Genomic DNA, 20,136 nt, shown 5'->3' on the forward strand with positions numbered 1-20,136 from the left:
TATTAACGATGTGCGATAAAGTAGAACTTGATTATTCACAAACAGAAAGCCTGAGCTAAAAGGTCATTATTAATTTTTTAATCGGATTTGCTTTCATTAATTATCAAATCAGATTCTACAATGGTGTTATAAAATGCTTGATTCTCTAACTGTGGACTATTAATTAAATCCATTAAAATATTTGCCGCTTTTTGGCCTTGCAAGTAAGGATATTGTTCTACTGATGCTATAGGCGAATAATCTAAATAATCCATAATTGGAAGATTTGCATAACTTACGACATCAATTTCATCTGCTATTTTTAATTTTTTTAAATATCTAATTAAGAATAATGCAATGTAATCGTTAAATGCAACAATTGCAGAAGGCTTTCGCCGATGGTTAATTAACTGATTTGCTGCATCAATGGTAGCTTCTTCAGTCAAATCGCAATTAATAACCAAGGTTGGGTCGAACTTTAACCGATTGAAATTTATGGCTTGCATATAACCATCTTTTCGCTCGCCACTAGCAAACAAAGTTGTTGGTCCATTAATCATACCAATGGTTCGGTGTCCTTTTTTCAATAGAAAATTAACTGCTTTAATGGTAGCGTTTTCTAAAGAACAAGCAACATAATGTACGTTTTTAAACGGTGGTATTCTATCAAAAAAAACAACAGGAATATTAAACGCCTTTAGTTTTTCAAAATGGTCGAAATTAGAAGTATCCTTACTTATAGAAACCAGTAAACCATCCACTCTTTGGTTCTTCATTTTATCAACTAGGCGTACCTCTTTATCAAAATCATCATGAGATTGAGCAAAAATTACAGTATAGTTTTTCTTCAAAACCTCATCTTCAATAGCGGATATTGCTGTAGAAAAAAAGTTTTCTGTCAATTCTGGAAGGATAACACCGATGGTGTAGGTTTTGCCTTTTTGAAAAAGAATAGCAGCATTATTTGGTTCGTAATTTAATGATTTAGCAAGCTGTTTAATCTTTTCACGCGTCACAGCGCCAATACTTGGATGATCGTGCAAACCTCTTGATACGCTTGATGGCGATAAATTCAAAATTTTGGCTATTTCCTTTATGGTTGTTGGCTTCGATTGCATTTATTGGTTTAGGCGATAAAGTTTCTTCATTGTAATTATACGAAATTTATCAATTTAAGCCATGAATTTTATCGCATTGATATGTTTAAAAGTTAATGCTGCTTATTTTGCATGAAGATATTAATGCAATATTTTACTTATTTTAAACTATTTAGCATTCATTAAAGTAAAAATTCAGCTTACTTTAGCCGATATAATTATTGTAAAAATGACATTGTACATTATCATATTACTGGTTCTATTTGTTGTGGTCGTAATTAACCTGCCTGTATTTGGGAGATTACCGAAAGGAGAGCGGCAGACGAAAATCCGCGAGTTACCCATCTATCGCAATGGGGCTTTGCAAAACAATTCTTTAACGCCAATGCAGCCTGAAGGCGTAAGCTTTTTAACTGTACTCAACAAATTTTTATTTGGAAAACATCCACAAAAAATCCCTTCAAAAGCTTTAAGTTTTATTAAACCGGATTTAAATACAGAGCCTAAAAGTAGTTCGCCCGAAATTATATGGTTTGGACACTCATCTTATCTAATTAAAATAAACGATAAAAGGATTTTAGTCGATCCAATTTTTAGCATCACACCATCGCCTTTTTCATTTATTGGAAGCAAGGCATTTCCAGGTACAAATTTTGTTAAGGCAGAAGAATTTTTAAACATTGATGTTTTAGTGATCACACACGATCATTACGATCATCTTGATTATCAAACGATTTTGAAAATTGCACCTCAAATTAAAAGTGTGGTTACATCAATTGGTGTGGGCGCTCATTTAGAAAGATGGGGTATTGAAGCCAATAAAATTTATGAACTTTGTTGGGAGCAGTCAATATCCTTACACAATGATTTAAAGTTTACGGCAGTTTCCGCTCGTCATTTTACAGGTCGTAAATTCAAAAGAAATCAAACTTTGTGGTCGGCATTTGTATTGGAGGTGCCAAATTATAGGATGTTTTTAGGAGGAGATTCTGGTTACGATACGCATTTTAAACAAATAGGCGACACATACGGGCCATTTGATATCGCTTTGTTAGAATGTGGACAATACAACGAACTTTGGCCATACATCCACATGTTTCCGGAGCAAACCATTCAGGCTGCGATTGATTTAAATGCGAAGATTTTAATGCCAGTTCATTGGGGTAAATTTACATTAGCGATGCATCCTTGGAATGAGCCAATTGAGCGAGTAAAAACTGAAGCCGAAAAGAGAAATTTACAAATTACTACGCCAAAATTAGGCGAAACAGTTAGTTTGAGTGAAAATTTTCCTGTTCAAAAATGGTGGTTAGATTAATATTATAAACAAAAGTTAAGTAGAAATGTTAAACTCACAAAAGCTAAAATATGAAAACTGACCTTGTAGAAATCTTCCAAACCATTAGAGCAAGCTTACAACCTTATGCCGCCAGAGGTTACACCGTTAAAGAAAATTCGGAAACAAATTATGTTTTAGTAAGTGAAAAAAATGTAATAGAAAATGATGGTAAAACCACCGAACGTTTTTTCGTAGGAATTTTTATAAATGCTGCAAATGTTGATGTCCAATTGCATACAAGTGAATTTGAATCGGCACAAGATTTAGTCGAATTCGGTGATGATAAGAAAGGTTTTTCAATTTCTGAGCTTGATGAAGATCAATTAAAAGAAATTGAAACGTTTATCGAAATTATCCACACACATTTTAAAGAAAAAGGCTGGGTATAGATTTTATCCAGCGTAAAAAGTTAAATTTGCTGAAAATAATTTTAAATATTTTACGGCAAACTTATTGAACAGTTCTAACTCGAATTTTATAAAGGCAGGCGATAGCTGGCGAAGCGAATTCTTACTTGCCTTGCAGATGAATGCCATTATATACAATTCTATTGATGGTAATCTTATATCATTTCCTAAACATAGTTTTATAATTCATCTGGTTAATTCCACAAATAATTTTCTGCCCGAAGATTTAATTCAGATCCAAAACCAGCATTCTAGGAATAATGTTAAATTGATTCATTTATGGGAAGATGTTTGGTTGGTAAAGTCCAAACAAGTTATTTATAGGATAAAATCTTTATTAGGCTTAAATATTAGGATTCATGGAAGAAAAACGGAAGTTAGAAAGTTAAATAAGCCAGAAGCAGATAAATTTATAAATGAATTTCATCTTCAGGGTGCGGTAAGCTCGAGGCATAAATTTGGACTTTATTACAACAATGAACTCTTTGCAGTTGCAACGTTTTCTGCCCTTCGAAAAATGAACCACACCGATAATTATAAATCTATTGAATTAATTCGTTTTGCGATTAAAGGTGGCTTTTCTATTTCAGGTGGATTAAGTAAACTGATAAAGCATGTAAAAATTGCATTGAAACCAAATGATATAATGACTTATGCCGATAGAGATTGGTCGGCTGGAGATAGTTATTTGAAAATTGTTTTTGAAAAAGTTGGAATTTTAGATCCACAGTTTTTTAGTATTGATGAAAACTTAAATCGGCAATTACAAAAAAATGAAACGCCTATTAATAGTACGAAAGTATTTAATACAGGAAGCATAAAATTCATTTTAAAGTTTTAACAATTCTTTAATTCGTATGAACCCAAACCAACTAGTTATAATTTTAGGTGCAACTGCTTCGGGCAAAACGAAACTTGCAGTCCAAATCGCTAAAGAGCTAAATGGTGAAATTATTAGCGCCGATAGCAGACAGGTTTTTAAAAGAATGGATATTGGTACAGGCAAAGACTTGGCAGAGTATCAAATTGGAGAAACACTTATTCCTTATCATCTTATAGATATTTTAGAACCTGGCGAGCGGTATAACGTTGATGCCTTCAAAAACTATTTTTACAGTTCCTATCAATCCATTGTTGAGAAAAAAAAACTGCCAATTCTTTGTGGTGGAACTGGAATGTACATTCATAGCATTCTACAAAACCAGTTATACACCGCCGTTCCTGCCAATTTATATTTCCGAGCTAAATTAGAGGCGTTATCTAAAGATGAATTGATAGAAAAACTATCAAAATATCCAGTTAAAAACACACAACATGCAGACCAGTCTTCTATAAAAAGGTTGATCCGGGCAATCGAAATCGCTGAATACTTAAATGAGCATGAAATTGTTTCGCCTGAAAGACCAAAAATTGAATCTATCGTATTTGGATTAAAAAATGAAGTGGAACGAACCCGCTCTAATATTCTGTCTAGGTTACAACAAAGATTGCAAAATGGCATGATTGAAGAAGTGGAAAGCTTGTTGGCAATAGGAGTAAGCAAAGAAATGCTTGTATTTTATGGATTGGAATATAAGTTTATTGCAAGTTATCTTTCGGGAGAAATCGATTATCCAGACCTGAACGTAAAGTTAGGAATTGCTATTCGTCAGTTTGCAAAGAGACAAAATACCTTCTTCAGAAAAATGGAAAAAGATGGTGTAAGAATTAACTGGCTCGATGCGTCTTTGCCGGTAGACACCTTAAAACGACAGGTTTTAGAAAAACTTTCAGATTCTAAGAACTTTTAATGTCAAAATGTAGCGTATTTACAGTTTAATGCATCAATTTTGCCGCTTTTGGCACAAGGTTTGTAAAGGTGCAGTTATTCGTTTAACTCAAAAATTTAATTAAAATGAAAACAATTACTAAAATTATTGCTACTTCAGCAGCTGTAGTGGCGCTATTTTTCTCTACCAATGTAAATGCACAATCTTCTCAAAAATTAGGAATAGGATTAAACGTTGGTGTACCAACAACTGAAGGTTATAGCTTCGCAATCGGTGGTGATTTACGTTATCAATTTGATATTGATAAACAATTATCAATTCCTGTAACAGCTGGTTATACAAATTTTAAAGTTAAAGATTTTGATGCTAGTTTTGGCGTTATTCCAGTAAAGGCAGGTGTTAAATATTTCTTTAATGATTCAGGTGCAGGTGCTTATGGCTTAGCAGAATTAGGTGCAGGTTTCGGTACAAATAAAGGTTCTGGTACTTCATTCGTTTATTCTCCTGCAATCGGTTATTCTTGGAGTAATGGTTTAGATTTAGCAGCTAAATACGAAGGTTATTCTAATAATGGAAGTATCGGTTATGCTGGTATCCGTTTAGCTTACGGTTTTAGCTTATAGTAACAACAAAATATTATTTTATCGAAAGCCTCCGTATTCGGGGGCTTTTTTTTATTTCAGAAATTTCAAAAAAATAATTTTATAAAAATCTGTTTTCTCTTGGAAATCGTATGTACATCTAAACCTTAATTAATTACTTAAATACATCCAAAAATGAGAACAATTACTAAAATTTTTGCAGTCGCTTCAGCAGTAGCGATTTTTGCAACATCAAACTTACAGGCTCAAACAACTTCTACTCCAATGATGACTACCAACGGTATGGCATTTAAAGTTGGTGTTGGTGTTCAAGGTGGGCTTTTCCCTGATAAATCTGAAATGGACTACGGTTATGGTGCAGATTTAAAGTTACAATATGATTTGAGTAAAGATGTTGCTGTTTATGCATCTGGTGGTTACACTAAATTGAAATGGAAAGGCAGTCCTTTAAATTTCGAATTTATTCCAGTAATGGGCGGTGTAAAGGCATTCGTTATCGATAGAATGTATGTAACTGGTGGTGCAGGAACTGGTTTAGCGTTGAAAGAAGGTGCTGAAATGAACTTTATTTACACGGGTGGTTTAGGCTATGAGTGGACAAACGGTTTAGAAATTGGTGCAAAATACGAAGGTTATGTAAATAACAGTGCTTCTGATTTGTACTTCATGAAGACCGGACAATTTGCTTTGAGATTAGGATATAATTTCAAATTATAATTAAAACATCATTTAATGGGAGCCTCCGAAATTTTCGGGGGCTTTTTTTATTTAATTAATATTTAAATTGCTAATTTGAGCCGAAAACCAAATACTATGAAAAGGATATTAGGCGTAACGATATTAGCTTCTTTAATGGCCTGCAATCAGTCAGAGAAAAAATCAACAGATTTAAAAGATACCGATACAGTTTCTGTTGCAACAAAAACAAATAAAGTTGTAATTAAAGATGCTAAAAAGGAACAGATTTTTCTTCAATATGAAAACCTTAAAAATGCCTTGGTGAAATCTGATTCTTCTGATGCGCAAAAAGCTGCCAAAGAATTACAAACTAGTCTTGCTAATTTCGAAGGATGCGAAACTACGGCAAGCATAGCCAAAAATATAGCAGATACTAATGATTTAATTGCACAAAGAAAAGATTTTACCGCTTTAAGTATGGACTTGATCGCTTTCGTTAAAGCTGATGAGCTAGAGCAGGGAACTATTTATGTTCAGCATTGCCCAATGGCAAATAAAGGCGATGGGGGAGATTGGCTATCTACAGAAAAGGAAATTAGAAATCCTTATTATGGTAAAGAGATGCTGGAATGTGGTAGAGTTACCGAAGAGATTAAAGCAAAATAATCATAAAGCATAATTTTGTTAATCATGATTGTTACGTCATACTGACTAATATTTCATATTAAATTAACAGATTTGCTATGCATGTATATTAATTTTATATAATTTAGAAAGCTATAAACACAACACAATAATATGTCAGATATTGCAGAAATTAAAGTTGATGGTAATACAATTGAATTACCGGTAATTACAGGAACAGAAGACGAAAAGGCGATTGATATTTCAAAATTGAGAGATTTAACCGGTTTTGTTACTTTAGATACAGGTTTCAAAAATACAGGTTCTACAAAAAGTAAAATCACATTTTTGGATGGCGAAAAAGGTATTTTGAAATACAGAGGCTATTCGATTGAGGAACTTGCCGAAAAATCAAGCTTTTTAGAGGTATCATATCTTATAGTTTATGGTAATCTTCCAACTCAAGAACAACTAGATGGTTTCCAGGCTGAAATTAGCAAACACACATTGATTCACGAGGATATGAAAAAATTCTTTGATGGTTATCCATCAAGGTCACATCCAATGGGGCAACTAGGTTCGTTAATATTCTCATTATCTACATTTTATCCTGAGTGTTTAAAGCCAAATCAAACTGCAGAAGAGCAAGATTTAACCATTATCAAATTATTGGCTAAGCTTCCTACTATCGTTTCATTTATCTACAAAAAATCTTTAGGTCACCCACTTATCTATCCAAAAAACAAGTACGATTATGTTACTAATTTTCTGTGGATGACTTTTGGTCAACGTACAGAAGATTATGATGTAAACCCGATTGTAGTTAGTGCTATGAATAAACTGCTTATTCTGCATGCAGATCATGAGCAAAATTGTTCTGCTTCAACCGTTCGTATTGTTGGTTCTAGCGATTGTAATTTATATGCATCGATAGCAGCAGGTATTGCAGCGCTTTGGGGTCCGCTACATGGTGGTGCCAATCAAGCTGTAATTGATATGCTTGAGTTAATTAAAGCAGATGGTGGCGATACTGAAAAATGGATTAACAAAGCGAAAGATAAAAATGATTCTTTCCGTATGATGGGATTTGGACACAGGGTTTACAAGAACTTCGATCCACGTGCTAAAATCATTAAAAAAGCTTGCGATGATATTTTGGAGAACTTAGGTATTGATGATCCGATTTTAGAAATTGCTAAAAAATTAGAAGAAGCAGCATTAACTGATCAATACTTTATCGATAGAAAATTATATCCAAACGTAGATTTTTATTCGGGTATTATTTATCGTGCTTTAGGCTTCCCTTCAGAAATGTTTACCGTTTTGTTTGCATTAGGGCGTTTACCAGGATGGATTGCACAATGGAAAGAAATGCATGAAAACAAGGAACCAATTGGTCGTCCTCGTCAGATTTACGTAGGTGAAACCGACAGAGATTTTGTTGCAATAAAAGATAGAAAGTAAGATAATACAACAGCGAAAAAAATCCCAGGCTTTAATAAAAGCCTGGGATTTTTTTATGCTTAAAATTTATATACTTTAGGTTGCTACGTAATATATAACGTTTAGCATTATCGTCTCCGTAATTGCAAGAGCAATACCGTAGAGTATAAAAATAAATACCATCTTCCAAATTGTAGCTCCTCGTTTCCTTTGATAAAATACCTTCAGAGCGTTATAAAAATACCACACAATCCAGATAACCACGCCGAGTTCGATAATGTTTGCAAGTACAGAATGTTCGCCGAAAATGTATTTGTTTAAAGGCTTTGTAAATATTGATACAATAAAATAGGCCGTCATTCCATGTATCGTAAAAATTAAATGGTTTAAATAGTAAATGTGATTTCTACGGAAATTCCACATGATAAATAGAGCCAAAAGGGGCATCATTAGAAAGTATTGTTTTGGACGGTTATGTTCTAATGTTTCTTTTATTACCTCCGATTTTTCTCCAATTGCTATCGAACGTTTTGTCGCCATCCGTTCAAACCAATTATCCTGTTTCAGTAAGGGTAATTGTTTTTGTCGGGAAAGGTATGCGCTATACGTACTATCATTTCTATCATTATGAATGCTAGAAAGTTTAGATATTATTTTTTTTAGTGAATCAGATTTATTTGTAGTACCCTGGGTTTTTAATTTAGATAGAACTACAGCCTGCTCCTTAAAACCCAGCTCTTTAAAGTTTTCTACATCAACTTCTTCCTTAAATCCGGCCTTAACCTTATCTAAAACCTCGGCACTTTTGCCATTAACTATTCCAGCATCTGCTAATTCTTTGCTTACACTATCAATGGCAGTAACTTTTTCTGTAGCAGTTTTACTTGATTTATATTCTTTATTTTTTTTAGAATGTTCTGGAGAATATGCCACCAAAAAATACACAATCGATACGAATATGTACATACTCACCGGGTTGATGTACCTGGCTCTTTTTCCTGCCAGATAATCTAATGTTACTTGCCCGGGTTTGATTAATAGTGGAGTGAGCGTTTGGAAAAATTTATTGTCAAAATGAAAATAATGCGCAATACTATGGCTGATAAATCCCCAGAAACTTTCTTTCAATTCTAGATTTGGTTGTCCGCAATTGCTGCAATAATGCGTTTCTACATGCGAACCACAGTTTAAGCAATTGTGTTCTTTTCTGTATTTACCGGTTGACATAAGGGATTAAGAGGTTATAAATGATTAATTGCTTCTACTTCTGCTCTAGTATGTTTATGTTTAAAAATAACAACGAAAACTATAGCAATAACAAGAACATAAATTGTGAAAGACAACCAGATGTTATGCCAGTCTTTTACATCCAACGCTCTACTTAAATCGCCATTTTGCAACACACTAATGCCTTTATCATTTAAAAATTTAAGCAAATGTTTGTTGTCTGCTTCACTCTTTACGTATTTAGAAAGCGAATCTATGCTGCTGTAATAAGTTGTAAAATATTTATTAATCATCCAGCCAGAAACAAGACTTCCAAAAACGGCTCCAAAGCCGTTTGTCATCATCATAAATAATCCTTGTGCAGATGAACGTGTTTTAGGTGTTGTGGAAGTTTCAACAAATAATGAACCTGAGATGTTGAAGAAGTCGAAAGCCATGCCATAAACAATACAAGATGTTATTATCATCCATAAATTTGCAGATGGGTCGCCGAATGAAAATAAAGCAAAGCGAAGTACCCAGGCAAACATGGCGATGGCAATAACCCATTTAATTCCAAATCGTTTTAAAAAGAATGGAATAGCTAGGATAAATAGTGTTTCTGATATTTGAGAAATAGACAGAATTATGGTAGAATATCGGATTACAAATGAATCTGCAAAAACTGGAAATAATTTAAATTCGTCTAAAAAAACATCGCCATAAGCATTTGTTAGTTGAAGCGCAGCGCCTAAAAACATCGAAAATATGAAGAATAACGCCATTTTATAATCAGCAAATAGCTTAAAAGATTCTAATCCAAGTTTTTGTATAAATGATTTTTTCTCGCTGATTAAATTTAAAGGCTTGCAGGCTGGTAATGTAAAGGAGTAAATTCCTAGTAGTAAAGCACTTATGCCTGCAATATAAAATTGATTTGCGCTGGCTTTATTTCCGGTTAAATTGGTAATCCACATGGCTACAATAAAGCCCACAGTTCCCCAAACACGTATTGGCGGAAAATTTTTAACAACATCAAAATTTCCATTTTTTAACGTCGTGTAACTTATCGAATTACTTAAAGCAATTGTTGGCATATAAAAACACATTGCCACCAGCATTACCCAGAAAAAACTATGAGGATTTTCTACTTGCGGCAAATAAAACATAGTTGCTGCGTATAGAATATGCAAGATAGCATAGAGTTTTTCTGCATTAATCCATTTATCGGCAAGTATGCCTGTAATGGTAGGCATAAAAAGAGATGCGATGCCCATTGTAGAAAAAATAATCCCGAAATCAGCACCATCCCATTGTTTAGTCCCGAACCAATAATTTGCAATTGTAATTAACCACGCTGCCCACACAAAAAATTGCATGAAACTCATTATAGTTAAGCGAAACTTAACATTCATAAATAGTCTGTTTGATTTGAAAGTAAAAGCTGAATATAGAACTATTTTAAAAGATTATCTAAATTGGAATAAAAAATATTGATAATGTTATGTATTAATAAGATGCTTTCGAGAAAATAATAAGATTTTGTTCAGTTTTATTAAATATTCCAAAGCGTATACTCAATAAGGTTTCCAATTCAATAATAGTTTGTATAATTTATCCGATATAAAATTGTGTTAAAATATAATCTGGTATAATTATAAAATATGATAATTATTGACTTGAACTTCTTTTGTGCAACTCATCTCTTAATCTAGCTGCTTTTTCGTAAGCTTCATCAGCAATTGCTTCTTGAAGCTTTTGTTGTAATTCATCTACAGTCAATTCACCAAAACCTGGTTGACTTGAAGCAGATGGAACTGTTTCTGCATCTGGTTCTTTGGCAATGCTGTCCATGTTTTCGAGAAAAAGAAAATCATTTCCTTCAATTACGATGCCTGCAGAAGCTAAAATAAACTCATAAGTGTAAATCATTGCATTAAACCTAACTGCTAAAGCAATCGCGTCAGATGTTCTGGCATCTATCTCATGGGTGTTTTTACCGTCGTTACAAATTAACTTTGCGTAAAAAACACCATCTACAAGGTTGTAGATAATAATTTCCTGAATATTAATATGGAAAGTATCCGCCATCGATTTAAATAAATCGTGTGTCAGCGGCCTACTTGGAGTCATTTTTTCAATCTCAATGGCTATCGCTTGAGCTTCAAATGCGCCAATGATGATTGGTAATCTACGGCGTCCGTTTACTTCGCCCAAAACCAATGCGTAAGCACCCGATTGAGTTTGGCTGTAAGATAAGCCAACAATATCTAATTTTACTTTCTTCATATTTATGGATGTCATGTTGAGCTTGTCGAACTATCTTATTTAATCTCTCAACAAGCTCGGAATGACAAAAATTAAGCTTTATGTGCTTTTAATGCTTCAATTAATTTTGGAACTACTTCAAAAGCATCACCAACAATACCGTAATCGGCCACTTTAAAAAATGGAGCTTCTGAATCTTTATTGATAACAACAATTACTTTTGAAGAACTTACACCAGCCAAATGCTGAATTGCACCTGAAATACCAATTGCAATGTATAAATTCGGACTGATTGATATTCCGGTTTGACCAACGTGTTCTGAATGTGGTCTCCAATCTGCATCACTAACGGGTTTAGAACATGCTGTTGCTGCACCAAGTAAGTTTGCTAATTCTTCAATCATACCCCAATTCTCAGGACCTTTTAATCCACGACCAGCCGATACAACTAATTCTGCATCAGGTAATGAAATTTTATCTGTAGCACGAACGATTTCTTTAATCACCGTACCTAAATCAGATTGTTTAATATCTGCTGAAAAGCTTTCGATTACAGCTTCTACTGCATTTTCTTTTACACCAAATGCATTTGGATTTAAAGCAATGATTTTATTTGCCGATGTTAATTCGGTAATAGCGAATGCTTTACCAGAAAATGCAGTTTTCTTAATTTCAAATTTACCACCATCGGTTTTAGGTAATTCTACAGCACCATCTGCCAAACCTGCTTTAAGTTTAACTGCAATACGTGGCGCTAATCCTTTACCCGAAAATGAATTGGATAGAACAACAATATCAGCCGATTCCTTTTCAGCGGCAGCAGCAATAACACTCGCATAAGCCTGGTTAACAAACGTTTTTAACTGCTCTGCACTTACATTTAAAACTTTGGCGGCACCATATTTACCTAATTCTTTTAGTTCACCATCTGCTACATCGCCTATAGAAATTGCAGTTAAGTTTGTTGATTGTTGGTCGGCGATAGCTTTTGCATAAGAAACGGCTTCAAAAACCGATTTTTTAAATTTGCCTTCAGCTTGCTCTACATATACTAATACTGACATATATTTATTTCTTTATCCTTAAAATAAGGATTTGTGTTAATATTATTTAATTGATTAATGTTGTATTGTTAAATCACTTTGGCTTCGCTGTGCAGTAAGTTAATCAATTCTTCTGTTTGGTCGGCAGGAATTAAATTTACGGCGCCACGAGGAGCAGGAGTATCGTATTTTACAACTTTCGTTACTTCTTCAATAGCAACAGCATCTACAACGGTTAAAGGTTTTGTTCTGGCAGACATAATTCCACGCATATTCGGGATTTTTGGTTCAGCAACACCTTCTGCACAACTTGCGATAAACTTTCCAGTTACGGTTACCACTTCTTTTCCACCTTCAATTTCTCTTTCTACTGTGTAATTAGAACCATCAGTTTCTAACTTTTTTATGATTGATATCGATGGAATATCTAAAAATTCTCCAACCATTGCTGCAACCTGATTACCATTGTAATCGATAGATTCGCGGCCAGTTAGGATAATATCAAAATCTTTATCTTTTGCATATTCCGCGATTTGTTTAGCTACAAAATACGCATCTCTTGGGGCAGCATTAACTCTAACTGCATCATCAGCGCCAATTGCTAAAGCCTTTCTAATGGTTGGGTCGTTGCTCGCTTCACCAACATTGATTACGGAAACAGTACCCTTGCCACCTTCAGTAAGTTCTATTGCTTTAGATAAGGCAATTTCATCATATGGATTAACAATATATTGTACTCCTGCAGTATTGAATTCTGTATTATCGTTGGTAAAGGTTATTTTTGTTGTCGTGTCTGGCACGTTACTGATACAAACTAATATTTTCATATATGTATATAATTGTATAATTGGTTTCTATTTGGTATGATTAATCAATAATGGTTTTAATACTTGATTATCTCTCATAATGATTTCATATTTACGCTGTCAATATATAAGGTCTTTCTGCAAATTTAATTAAAAAAGCAAGGAAATAAAATGTCAACTACCCGTTTAAGTAAGTTATTAGAATTTTTCGAAAGCGATCCTAATGATCCATTTATAGTATATGCCTTAGCCACAGAGTATAACAACTTAAATGATAAAGAAAAAGCCTATTCTTTTTACCTTCAGTTAACTGATAAACACCCAGATTACGTGGGAACATATTACCATTTGGGTAAGTTATATGAAAAGGATGGCCAGAAAGAAAAGGCAATCGAAATTTATCAAACCGGAATGGGTGTTGCTAGAAGTAAAAGGGATATGCATGCTTTTTCTGAATTGCAGGGCGCTTACAATTCTGCTGCAGGTTTAGATTACGAAGATGATTAGTATTAAAGTATTAATTAATTGCTCATATTTAGCGAAGTACAAGAATACATTACTTTAAAAGATTAATTCCTTTAAATGCAGCCAAAAACTCTAGTTGTAAAAAAGCAATGGCTTTTTATTCGCAACGTTATATTTTTCACTTTCACTTCATTTGGAGGCGCTCAGGCGCACTTGGCTTTGCTCTTAAAGTATTTTGTTCATAATACAAAATTCATTTCAGAAGAAGAATTATTGGAATTAAATGCGTTGGCGCAGGTTTTACCCGGACCAGCATCTACACAAACCTTAGTAGGAATAGCTTGGAAAGTTGGTAAATTGAAACTTGCTATAATAACTTTTTTAATTTGGATTTTACCTACGGCCGCCATCATGACTTTCGCTGCAATAAGTTATGCGATGTTAGATCAGAAGCAAAAATTCATTGATATTTTAGAATACATCAAACCAATTGCTTTAGGTATTGTAGCTTATGGGGCCTTTAAACTTGGCACAAAAGTTCTAAAAACACAAGTTTCTATATTTCTCGCGGTAGCATCTGTGGTAGCAACTTTTGTTTTAAGGAATGCATACGTGTTTCCAATTGCTATTTTGGTTGGCGGAATGATATCATCAGCAATCGAAACCCCTGATGAGGAGACAAATTTACGTGTCAAGCTGTTCTCCAATATCAATCCAAGAAAAATGATTTATTTTCTTGGTGCACTATTGCTATTTGCCTTAATTGGAGCAATTATTAACAGAACCTCGCCATTTAGTTTGCCAATTCGTTTACTAGAAAATTTTTATCGTAATGGTATATTGGTTTTCGGGGGTGGACAGGTTTTGGTGCCGTTAATGTTTACCGAGTTTGTAGAGATGAAGCAATATTTAAATGCATCGGGATTTCTATCAGGCTTTGCATTGCAACAGGCACTGCCTGGTCCAACATTCTCTTTTACAAGCTACCTGGGCGCTTTGAGTATGCGAAACTTTGGCTATGGCGTTTGGGGACAAATACTTGGAGGATTAATTGGGGTAATTGGTGTTAATTTACCCGGACTAATTTTAGTTTTGTTTATCGTTCCTTTTTGGGATGACTTGAAAAAAATATCTAGAATTCGCCACAGTTTATCGGGAATTAATGCAGTAAGTGTTGGTTTTATAATTGCAGCATTTATATTATTGCTTATCCCGATGGGATTCAATTGGTTATTTCTTGGGATTATGGTAGTAACTTTCTTACTTCTTAATTATACCAAAATTAGCCCGCCGATAATTGTTTTGGCTGGAATTTTAATCGGCTATCTGTTTTAAGGATGGGAGATAAGTGATGGAAGATGTTTGATGGTAAATGGTAGATGGAAGATGTTTGACCGAATTTAAACTAGTATAAATTACGAAGAAACTATTCTGTTTAACATCTTCATTTTATCAATTCACATGTAAAACCAACTTATACAGCCCAAGACTGAAATCGTGGGCATTGTTGCAAGTGTATAAATTACCTTTCAACCCAGACATATAACCCACGATTTTAATCGTGGGAAAAACTAGCTTATCCATTTTCCTTTTTACACCTAAAATGGTGGTACATCATCATCTTCCATATCATTACCTTTTGAAGGCATAATAATCGTATTTCCTCTTGGGCTTGGATTGTGGTAATTATCAAAAGCCCCAGATGGCATCATGCCTGCAGAAGCATCTGCTGCGAATGATGTTGGGGCAGAGAAATCTTCCTCTAAATCGGTAAACTTTACAAACTTACCTATAAACCTTAAAGGTACTATTCCGGTTTCTCCATTACGGTGTTTAGCAATAATTACCTCGCCAATTCCGGCTTGAGATCGTCCTTGTTCATCTTCGGTAATGCCATAATATTCAGGTCGATAAAGGAATAGAACCATATCTGCATCCTGTTCAATCGAACCAGATTCACGTAAATCTGATAGCATTGGTCGTTTTCCCTGTAAACCAGGTCTGCTTTCCACAGCACGACTTAATTGCGATAACGCTAAAACCGGCACATCGAGTTCTTTTGCAACAGATTTTAATGCTCTTGAAATACTACCAATTTCCTGTTCACGGTTACCGCCACCTTTTCCATTTTCACCCTTGCCATGCATTAACTGAAGGTAATCTACAATAACCAACTGAATATCATATTGAGATTTTAATCTTCTGCATTTTGCACGGAACTCGAAAATATTTAATGCTGGAGTATCATCAATTAGAAGAGGAGCTTCAGTTAAACGACCAATTTTGCTATGCAATTGTTGCCATTCCCACTCTTGTAAATTCCCTTTTCTAATTTTTTCTTGTTCAATTTCCGCTTCACCAGATATTAAACGATTAACCAATTGCACACTCGACATCTCCAAAGAAAATACAACTGTTGGTTTTTGAAAATCGACCGTGGCATTTCTAGCACAGGTAAGTACAAAAGCTGTTTTTCCCATCGCTGGTCGGGCAGCAATAATTACCAAATCTTGCTTTTGCCAGCCACCTGTAATCCTATCCAAGCCTGTAAACCCTGTCGGAACACCTGTTAAACCATCAGTTTTGGTTCTTAATTCTTCAAGTGTTGCTAAAGATTGCTTGATGATATCATCCATTTTCTGGGTATCTCTACGCAAATTGTTTTGGGCAATATCAAATAAACCTTTTTCAGCATGGTCTAATAAATCAAAGATATCAGTCGTGTCTTCATAAGCACTTGTAATAATATCAGTAGAAATTCGAATCAATTCTCTCTGTATGTATTTCTGAGAAATGATACGTGCGTGGTATTCTATATTTGCTGCAGATGCAACACGGTTAGTTAGGTTTGTAATGTAGTAAGCGCCACCAACCATTTCTAAAGTTCCCATTTGGCGTAACTCGGCAGTAACTGTCAAAATATCAACAGGTTTAGATTTTTCGAATAGCATGTGTATTGCAGCGAAAATCTTCTGATGAGCTTCCTGATAAAAAACTTCTGGTTTTAAGATGTCGATAACGGCAGATAGAGCATCTTTTTCGAGCATTAAAGCACCCAAAACAGCTTCCTCTAAATCTAATGCTTGAGGAGGAAGCTTGCCCATGGAACTCACTGTACTGGTTAATCTTGCTTTTCGGGATATAATATTGCCTTTTCCGCCCTGTTCGTTTTCAAAACTCATAGAACAAAAGTAGTTAAAAGTTATGCCGTTTGTTTGAATTAGTTCTTACTAGTTTCCTAACAGATTGAAACATAAATAATTTATATTTTTAGTGATTTTAAGAAAATTAAAAATTTATACACAATAAAATGTTAATAAAGCTAAGGCGAAAATTAGATGCAGAAATTTTTAAAAATCGACTATCAATTTTCTTGGCTAAATAAATTTATTAGCCTTTGCCATAAAAACAATTACTTTTGCAAAACAAATTTTTAACATGGATAATTTTAGAAAACCACAACGCGTAAAAGAGAATAACGAATTTGTTTTTGGTATCAGAGCGGTAATAGAAGCGGTTAAAGCAGGAAGAGATATCGAAACAATTTATGTTCAACGCGGATTGGGTGGTGAACTATTTTTAGAATTGAAAGCGTTATTATCTGGTACGTTAATACCATTAAATTCTGTTCCTGTCGAAAAGCTAAACAGGATGTCGCAAAAAAACCATCAAGGTGTTATTGCTGTGATATCTCCAATTACCTATCAAAATATAGAAGATATTATCCCAGCTGTTTTTGAGCAGGGAGAAGTTCCATTGATTTTAGTTTTAGATAGCGTTACCGATGTTAGAAATATGGGTGCTATTGCTCGTACAGCGGCATGTGTAGGTGTACATGCTATAGTTGTTCCACTTAAAAATGCTGCTCAAATTAATGCTGATGCTATCAAAACATCAGCTGGTGCATTGTTCAGCATTCCAATTTGCCGCCATTCGAACCTTCATAAAACGTGTTTATTTCTTCAAGAAAGTGGTTTGCAGATAGTTGCATGTACAGAAAAAACGAATGATTTTATTTATGCGCCAGATTATACGATGCCTACAGCAATTGTAATGGGTTCTGAAGATGAGGGCATATCAAATGAACTTTTGCGAGTTGCAGACCATTTGGCAAAAATACCAATGGCTGGTAAAATAGAGTCATTAAATGTTTCAGTAGCTGCCGGAGTAATCTTATACGAAGCGGTTAGACAAAGAACATCTTAGATATTCTAAGAAATTAAAACAGCTGTAAAATTAAATGGCCCTAACTTATGTAAATAAATTAGGGCTATTTAATTTGGTTCTGAGTTTATAAAAATTAGATATACTTCGTTCCATATCTGGATTTTACTTCTGCAACGAACTCTTTAACTCTTTGCTCTTCGTCTCTAGGACAGATTAGCAACATATTGTTATTTTCAACAACAATAAAATCATGTAATCCGTTTAATATCACCAATTTATCTTTTGGTACATTAACCATACAGTTAGATGAATCAAACATAATTACTTGTTCTGATGGGATAACAGCATTGCCTACGTAATCCTTATCGGTCATCTCGTAAATAGATGCCCAGGTTCCTAAATCAGACCAGCCAAAATCTGCAGGCAACACATAAACATTATCTGCCTTTTCCATAATTCCAAAATCGATAGAAATGTTGGTGCACTGGAAATATGCATTATTTATAAAAGCCTTTTCACGCTTTGTATTTAAATCGTTTCTGCCAGAATTAAAGATTTCATACATATCTGGCAAATGCTTTTCAAAAGATTTCAAAATTGCTTTTGCCGACCAAATAAAAATACCTGCATTCCACAAAAAGTCGCCACTTTGTAGAAAAGATTTTGCTAATTCTAAATTTGGCTTTTCAGTAAAGGTTTTAACTTTATGTAAATCTTTATCGGTATTAAGAACATGGTCGGTATGCTGTATATATCCATAGCCAGTATCAGGTCGGTTTGGTTTTATACCTAGCGTTACTAAACAATCATTTTCCGAAGCTGCTTTTAGAGCCTGTTCAATTGATTTATTAAATCCTTCTAAATCTGCAATTGTATGGTCTGATGGAGCAACAACAATAGTAGCGTTTGGATTTAATTCTGCAATCTTTAAACAACCATAAGCTATACAAGGTGCTGTATTTCTTAAAAGTGGCTCGGCTAATATTTGATTATCTGTAATTTCAGGAATTTGACTCTTTATTAAATCTGAATAAATTTCATTGGTAACAATGAAAATATTTTCAGGAGGACAAATTGATAAAAATCTTTCGTAAGTACTCTGGATAAGCGTTTTTCCAACACCGAAAAAATCTATAAATTGTTTGGGATGTTCTGTACGGCTAACTGGCCAGAATCGGCTACCAACGCCGCCTGCCATAATTAATGCATAGAAATTTTTGTTCATTGTTTTATTTAAAATTACACGATACCTTCATTAAGTAAATCGTGCAAGTGAATAATGCCAAAGTAAGTTTTTTGATCCAAGACAAGTAGTTGCGTTATATTATTAAATTTAATTAACTCAAGAGCTTCAACGGCAAGTGCATCGTGTTGGATACTTTTAGGATTTCTACCCATAATATCTTCGGCTTTTAAAGTTGCAATGTTACCATTATTTTCTAACATCCTCCTTATATCACCATCGGTAATTATGCCCAAAATTCTATTTTCATCATCAATAACAGCTACAGCACCCAAACGGTTTTTGCTAATTTCGATAAGCACTTCTTTTACTGATGCAGAAGGCTTTATCGATGGTTTTTCGTTAGTGAGCGCTAAGTCGCGTGCTTTTAAATATAATTTCTTCCCTAAAGAACCACCTGGATGGTATTTAGCGAAATCACTTTCATTAAACTTACGGCACTCCAAAAGGCAAATCGCCAAAGCATCGCCTAAAGCCAACTGTGCAGTGGTGCTTGTAGTTGGTGCCAAATTGTGCGGGCAAGCTTCTTTCTCAACACTCGCATTCAAAATCAAGTCGGCTTGCTGCGCCAAAAAGGAATTCAAATTACCAACCATACCGATTAATTTGTTACCTGCATTATTAAGCAAAGGTGCAAGTACTTTAATTTCTGGTGTATTTCCGCTTTTAGATAGGCAAATAATGATATCATTGATTTGAATCATCCCTAAATCGCCGTGTATTGCGTCGGCTGCATGCATAAAAATTGCTGGCGTACCCGTAGAATTAAAGGTGGCTACAATTTTTTGTGCAATAATTGCGCTTTTGCCTATTCCGGTAACAATTACACGTCCTTCAGATTGTAAAATGGTTGATACCACTTTTTCAAAATCATCATTAATATTTTTCGCAACGTTTAAAATTGCCGCTGCTTCTAGCTCTAATGTGCTTACAGCCGATTGTATAATTGATTTTTTACTTTCCAAAGAGAAAAAAATTGTTGGTGGATACTTGAATTTCT

General features: G+C 34.3%; 20 protein-coding genes. 11 read left to right on the forward strand and 9 right to left on the reverse strand.

Annotated features, from left to right (window positions below):
* Positions 1-77 precede the first annotated feature (77 nt).
* Positions 78-1,097, reverse strand: a complete 1,020-nt coding sequence (locus D7004_RS11745) for a LacI family DNA-binding transcriptional regulator (RefSeq protein ID WP_123206042.1) — start codon at positions 1,095-1,097, stop codon at positions 78-80.
* A gap of 208 nt (positions 1,098-1,305) precedes the next feature.
* Between D7004_RS11745 and D7004_RS11750 the strand changes: the two genes are divergently transcribed.
* From D7004_RS11750 to D7004_RS11785, 8 genes are all read left to right on the forward strand, one after another.
* A complete protein-coding gene (locus D7004_RS11750) occupies positions 1,306-2,394 on the forward strand; it encodes an MBL fold metallo-hydrolase (RefSeq protein ID WP_123206043.1) in 1,089 nt (362 codons plus the stop codon).
* A 50-nt stretch (positions 2,395-2,444) separates the two neighbouring features.
* On the forward strand, positions 2,445-2,804 hold the full coding sequence (locus tag D7004_RS11755) for a hypothetical protein (protein ID WP_123206044.1): 360 nt from the start codon (positions 2,445-2,447) through the stop codon (positions 2,802-2,804).
* Positions 2,805-2,868: 64 nt separating this feature from the next.
* Positions 2,869-3,663 carry a hypothetical protein gene (locus D7004_RS11760; RefSeq protein ID WP_123206045.1) on the forward strand — a complete coding sequence of 265 codons (795 nt, stop codon included), beginning with the start codon at positions 2,869-2,871 and terminating at the stop codon, positions 3,661-3,663.
* Between the two features lie 16 nt (positions 3,664-3,679).
* Positions 3,680-4,612: a tRNA (adenosine(37)-N6)-dimethylallyltransferase MiaA gene (gene miaA / locus D7004_RS11765; RefSeq protein WP_123206046.1), complete on the forward strand. Its 933-nt coding sequence runs from the start codon at positions 3,680-3,682 to the stop codon at positions 4,610-4,612.
* A 104-nt stretch (positions 4,613-4,716) separates the two neighbouring features.
* A complete protein-coding gene (locus D7004_RS11770) occupies positions 4,717-5,214 on the forward strand; it encodes a hypothetical protein (protein WP_123206047.1) in 498 nt (165 codons plus the stop codon).
* A gap of 153 nt (positions 5,215-5,367) precedes the next feature.
* A complete protein-coding gene (locus D7004_RS11775) occupies positions 5,368-5,910 on the forward strand; it encodes a hypothetical protein (protein WP_123206048.1) in 543 nt (180 codons plus the stop codon).
* 96 nt (positions 5,911-6,006) lie between these two features.
* A complete protein-coding gene (locus D7004_RS11780; RefSeq protein WP_123206049.1) occupies positions 6,007-6,537 on the forward strand; it encodes a DUF3347 domain-containing protein in 531 nt (176 codons plus the stop codon).
* Between the two features lie 132 nt (positions 6,538-6,669).
* A complete protein-coding gene (locus D7004_RS11785) occupies positions 6,670-7,959 on the forward strand; it encodes a citrate synthase (RefSeq protein WP_123206050.1) in 1,290 nt (429 codons plus the stop codon).
* 75 nt (positions 7,960-8,034) lie between these two features.
* Here the strand turns inward: D7004_RS11785 and D7004_RS11790 are convergent, their stop codons facing one another.
* The 5 genes from D7004_RS11790 to D7004_RS11810 all read right to left on the reverse strand — a co-directional run bounded on the left by D7004_RS11790 (position 8,035) and on the right by D7004_RS11810 (position 13,282).
* Positions 8,035-9,165 (reverse strand): DUF3667 domain-containing protein, encoded by a 1,131-nt coding sequence (locus D7004_RS11790; protein ID WP_123206051.1) that lies wholly within the window; start codon positions 9,163-9,165, stop codon positions 8,035-8,037.
* A gap of 14 nt (positions 9,166-9,179) precedes the next feature.
* The gene (locus tag D7004_RS11795) at positions 9,180-10,559 is read right to left on the reverse strand and encodes a nucleoside permease (protein WP_123206052.1); all 1,380 of its coding nucleotides are present in this window, start codon (positions 10,557-10,559) and stop codon (positions 9,180-9,182) included.
* A 256-nt stretch (positions 10,560-10,815) separates the two neighbouring features.
* The gene (locus D7004_RS11800) at positions 10,816-11,433 is read right to left on the reverse strand and encodes a bifunctional nuclease family protein (RefSeq protein ID WP_123206053.1); all 618 of its coding nucleotides are present in this window, start codon (positions 11,431-11,433) and stop codon (positions 10,816-10,818) included.
* A gap of 71 nt (positions 11,434-11,504) precedes the next feature.
* The gene (locus D7004_RS11805; protein ID WP_123206054.1) at positions 11,505-12,476 is read right to left on the reverse strand and encodes an electron transfer flavoprotein subunit alpha/FixB family protein; all 972 of its coding nucleotides are present in this window, start codon (positions 12,474-12,476) and stop codon (positions 11,505-11,507) included.
* Between the two features lie 68 nt (positions 12,477-12,544).
* Positions 12,545-13,282: an electron transfer flavoprotein subunit beta/FixA family protein gene (locus D7004_RS11810; RefSeq protein ID WP_123206055.1), complete on the reverse strand. Its 738-nt coding sequence runs from the start codon at positions 13,280-13,282 to the stop codon at positions 12,545-12,547.
* Between the two features lie 150 nt (positions 13,283-13,432).
* On the opposite strand from D7004_RS11810, the gene D7004_RS11815 reads away from it, so the two are divergent.
* Positions 13,433-13,768, forward strand: a complete 336-nt coding sequence (locus D7004_RS11815) for a tetratricopeptide repeat protein (protein WP_123206056.1) — start codon at positions 13,433-13,435, stop codon at positions 13,766-13,768.
* A gap of 75 nt (positions 13,769-13,843) precedes the next feature.
* Positions 13,844-15,061, forward strand: coding sequence for a chromate efflux transporter (gene chrA, locus D7004_RS11820; RefSeq protein ID WP_123206057.1), 1,218 nt, complete (start codon positions 13,844-13,846; stop codon positions 15,059-15,061).
* A gap of 263 nt (positions 15,062-15,324) precedes the next feature.
* Here the strand turns inward: chrA and dnaB are convergent, their stop codons facing one another.
* Complete coding sequence (dnaB, locus tag D7004_RS11825) at positions 15,325-16,908, reverse strand: replicative DNA helicase (protein WP_123206058.1); 1,584 nt, start codon at positions 16,906-16,908, stop codon at positions 15,325-15,327.
* 256 nt (positions 16,909-17,164) lie between these two features.
* On the opposite strand from dnaB, the gene rlmB reads away from it, so the two are divergent.
* Positions 17,165-17,932, forward strand: a complete 768-nt coding sequence (rlmB, locus tag D7004_RS11830) for a 23S rRNA (guanosine(2251)-2'-O)-methyltransferase RlmB (RefSeq protein WP_123206059.1) — start codon at positions 17,165-17,167, stop codon at positions 17,930-17,932.
* Between the two features lie 94 nt (positions 17,933-18,026).
* Here rlmB and D7004_RS11835 read toward each other — a convergent pair whose 3' ends face one another.
* Both D7004_RS11835 and D7004_RS11840 read right to left on the reverse strand, forming a co-directional pair.
* Positions 18,027-19,118 carry a mannose-1-phosphate guanylyltransferase gene (locus D7004_RS11835; RefSeq protein WP_123206060.1) on the reverse strand — a complete coding sequence of 364 codons (1,092 nt, stop codon included), beginning with the start codon at positions 19,116-19,118 and terminating at the stop codon, positions 18,027-18,029.
* A 14-nt stretch (positions 19,119-19,132) separates the two neighbouring features.
* Positions 19,133-20,101, reverse strand: coding sequence for a KpsF/GutQ family sugar-phosphate isomerase (locus D7004_RS11840; RefSeq protein WP_123206061.1), 969 nt, complete (start codon positions 20,099-20,101; stop codon positions 19,133-19,135).
* Positions 20,102-20,136: the final 35 nt, after the last annotated feature.

Source organism: Pedobacter jejuensis, assembly GCF_003725795.1.
Lineage (GTDB): Bacteria > Bacteroidota > Bacteroidia > Sphingobacteriales > Sphingobacteriaceae > Pedobacter > Pedobacter jejuensis.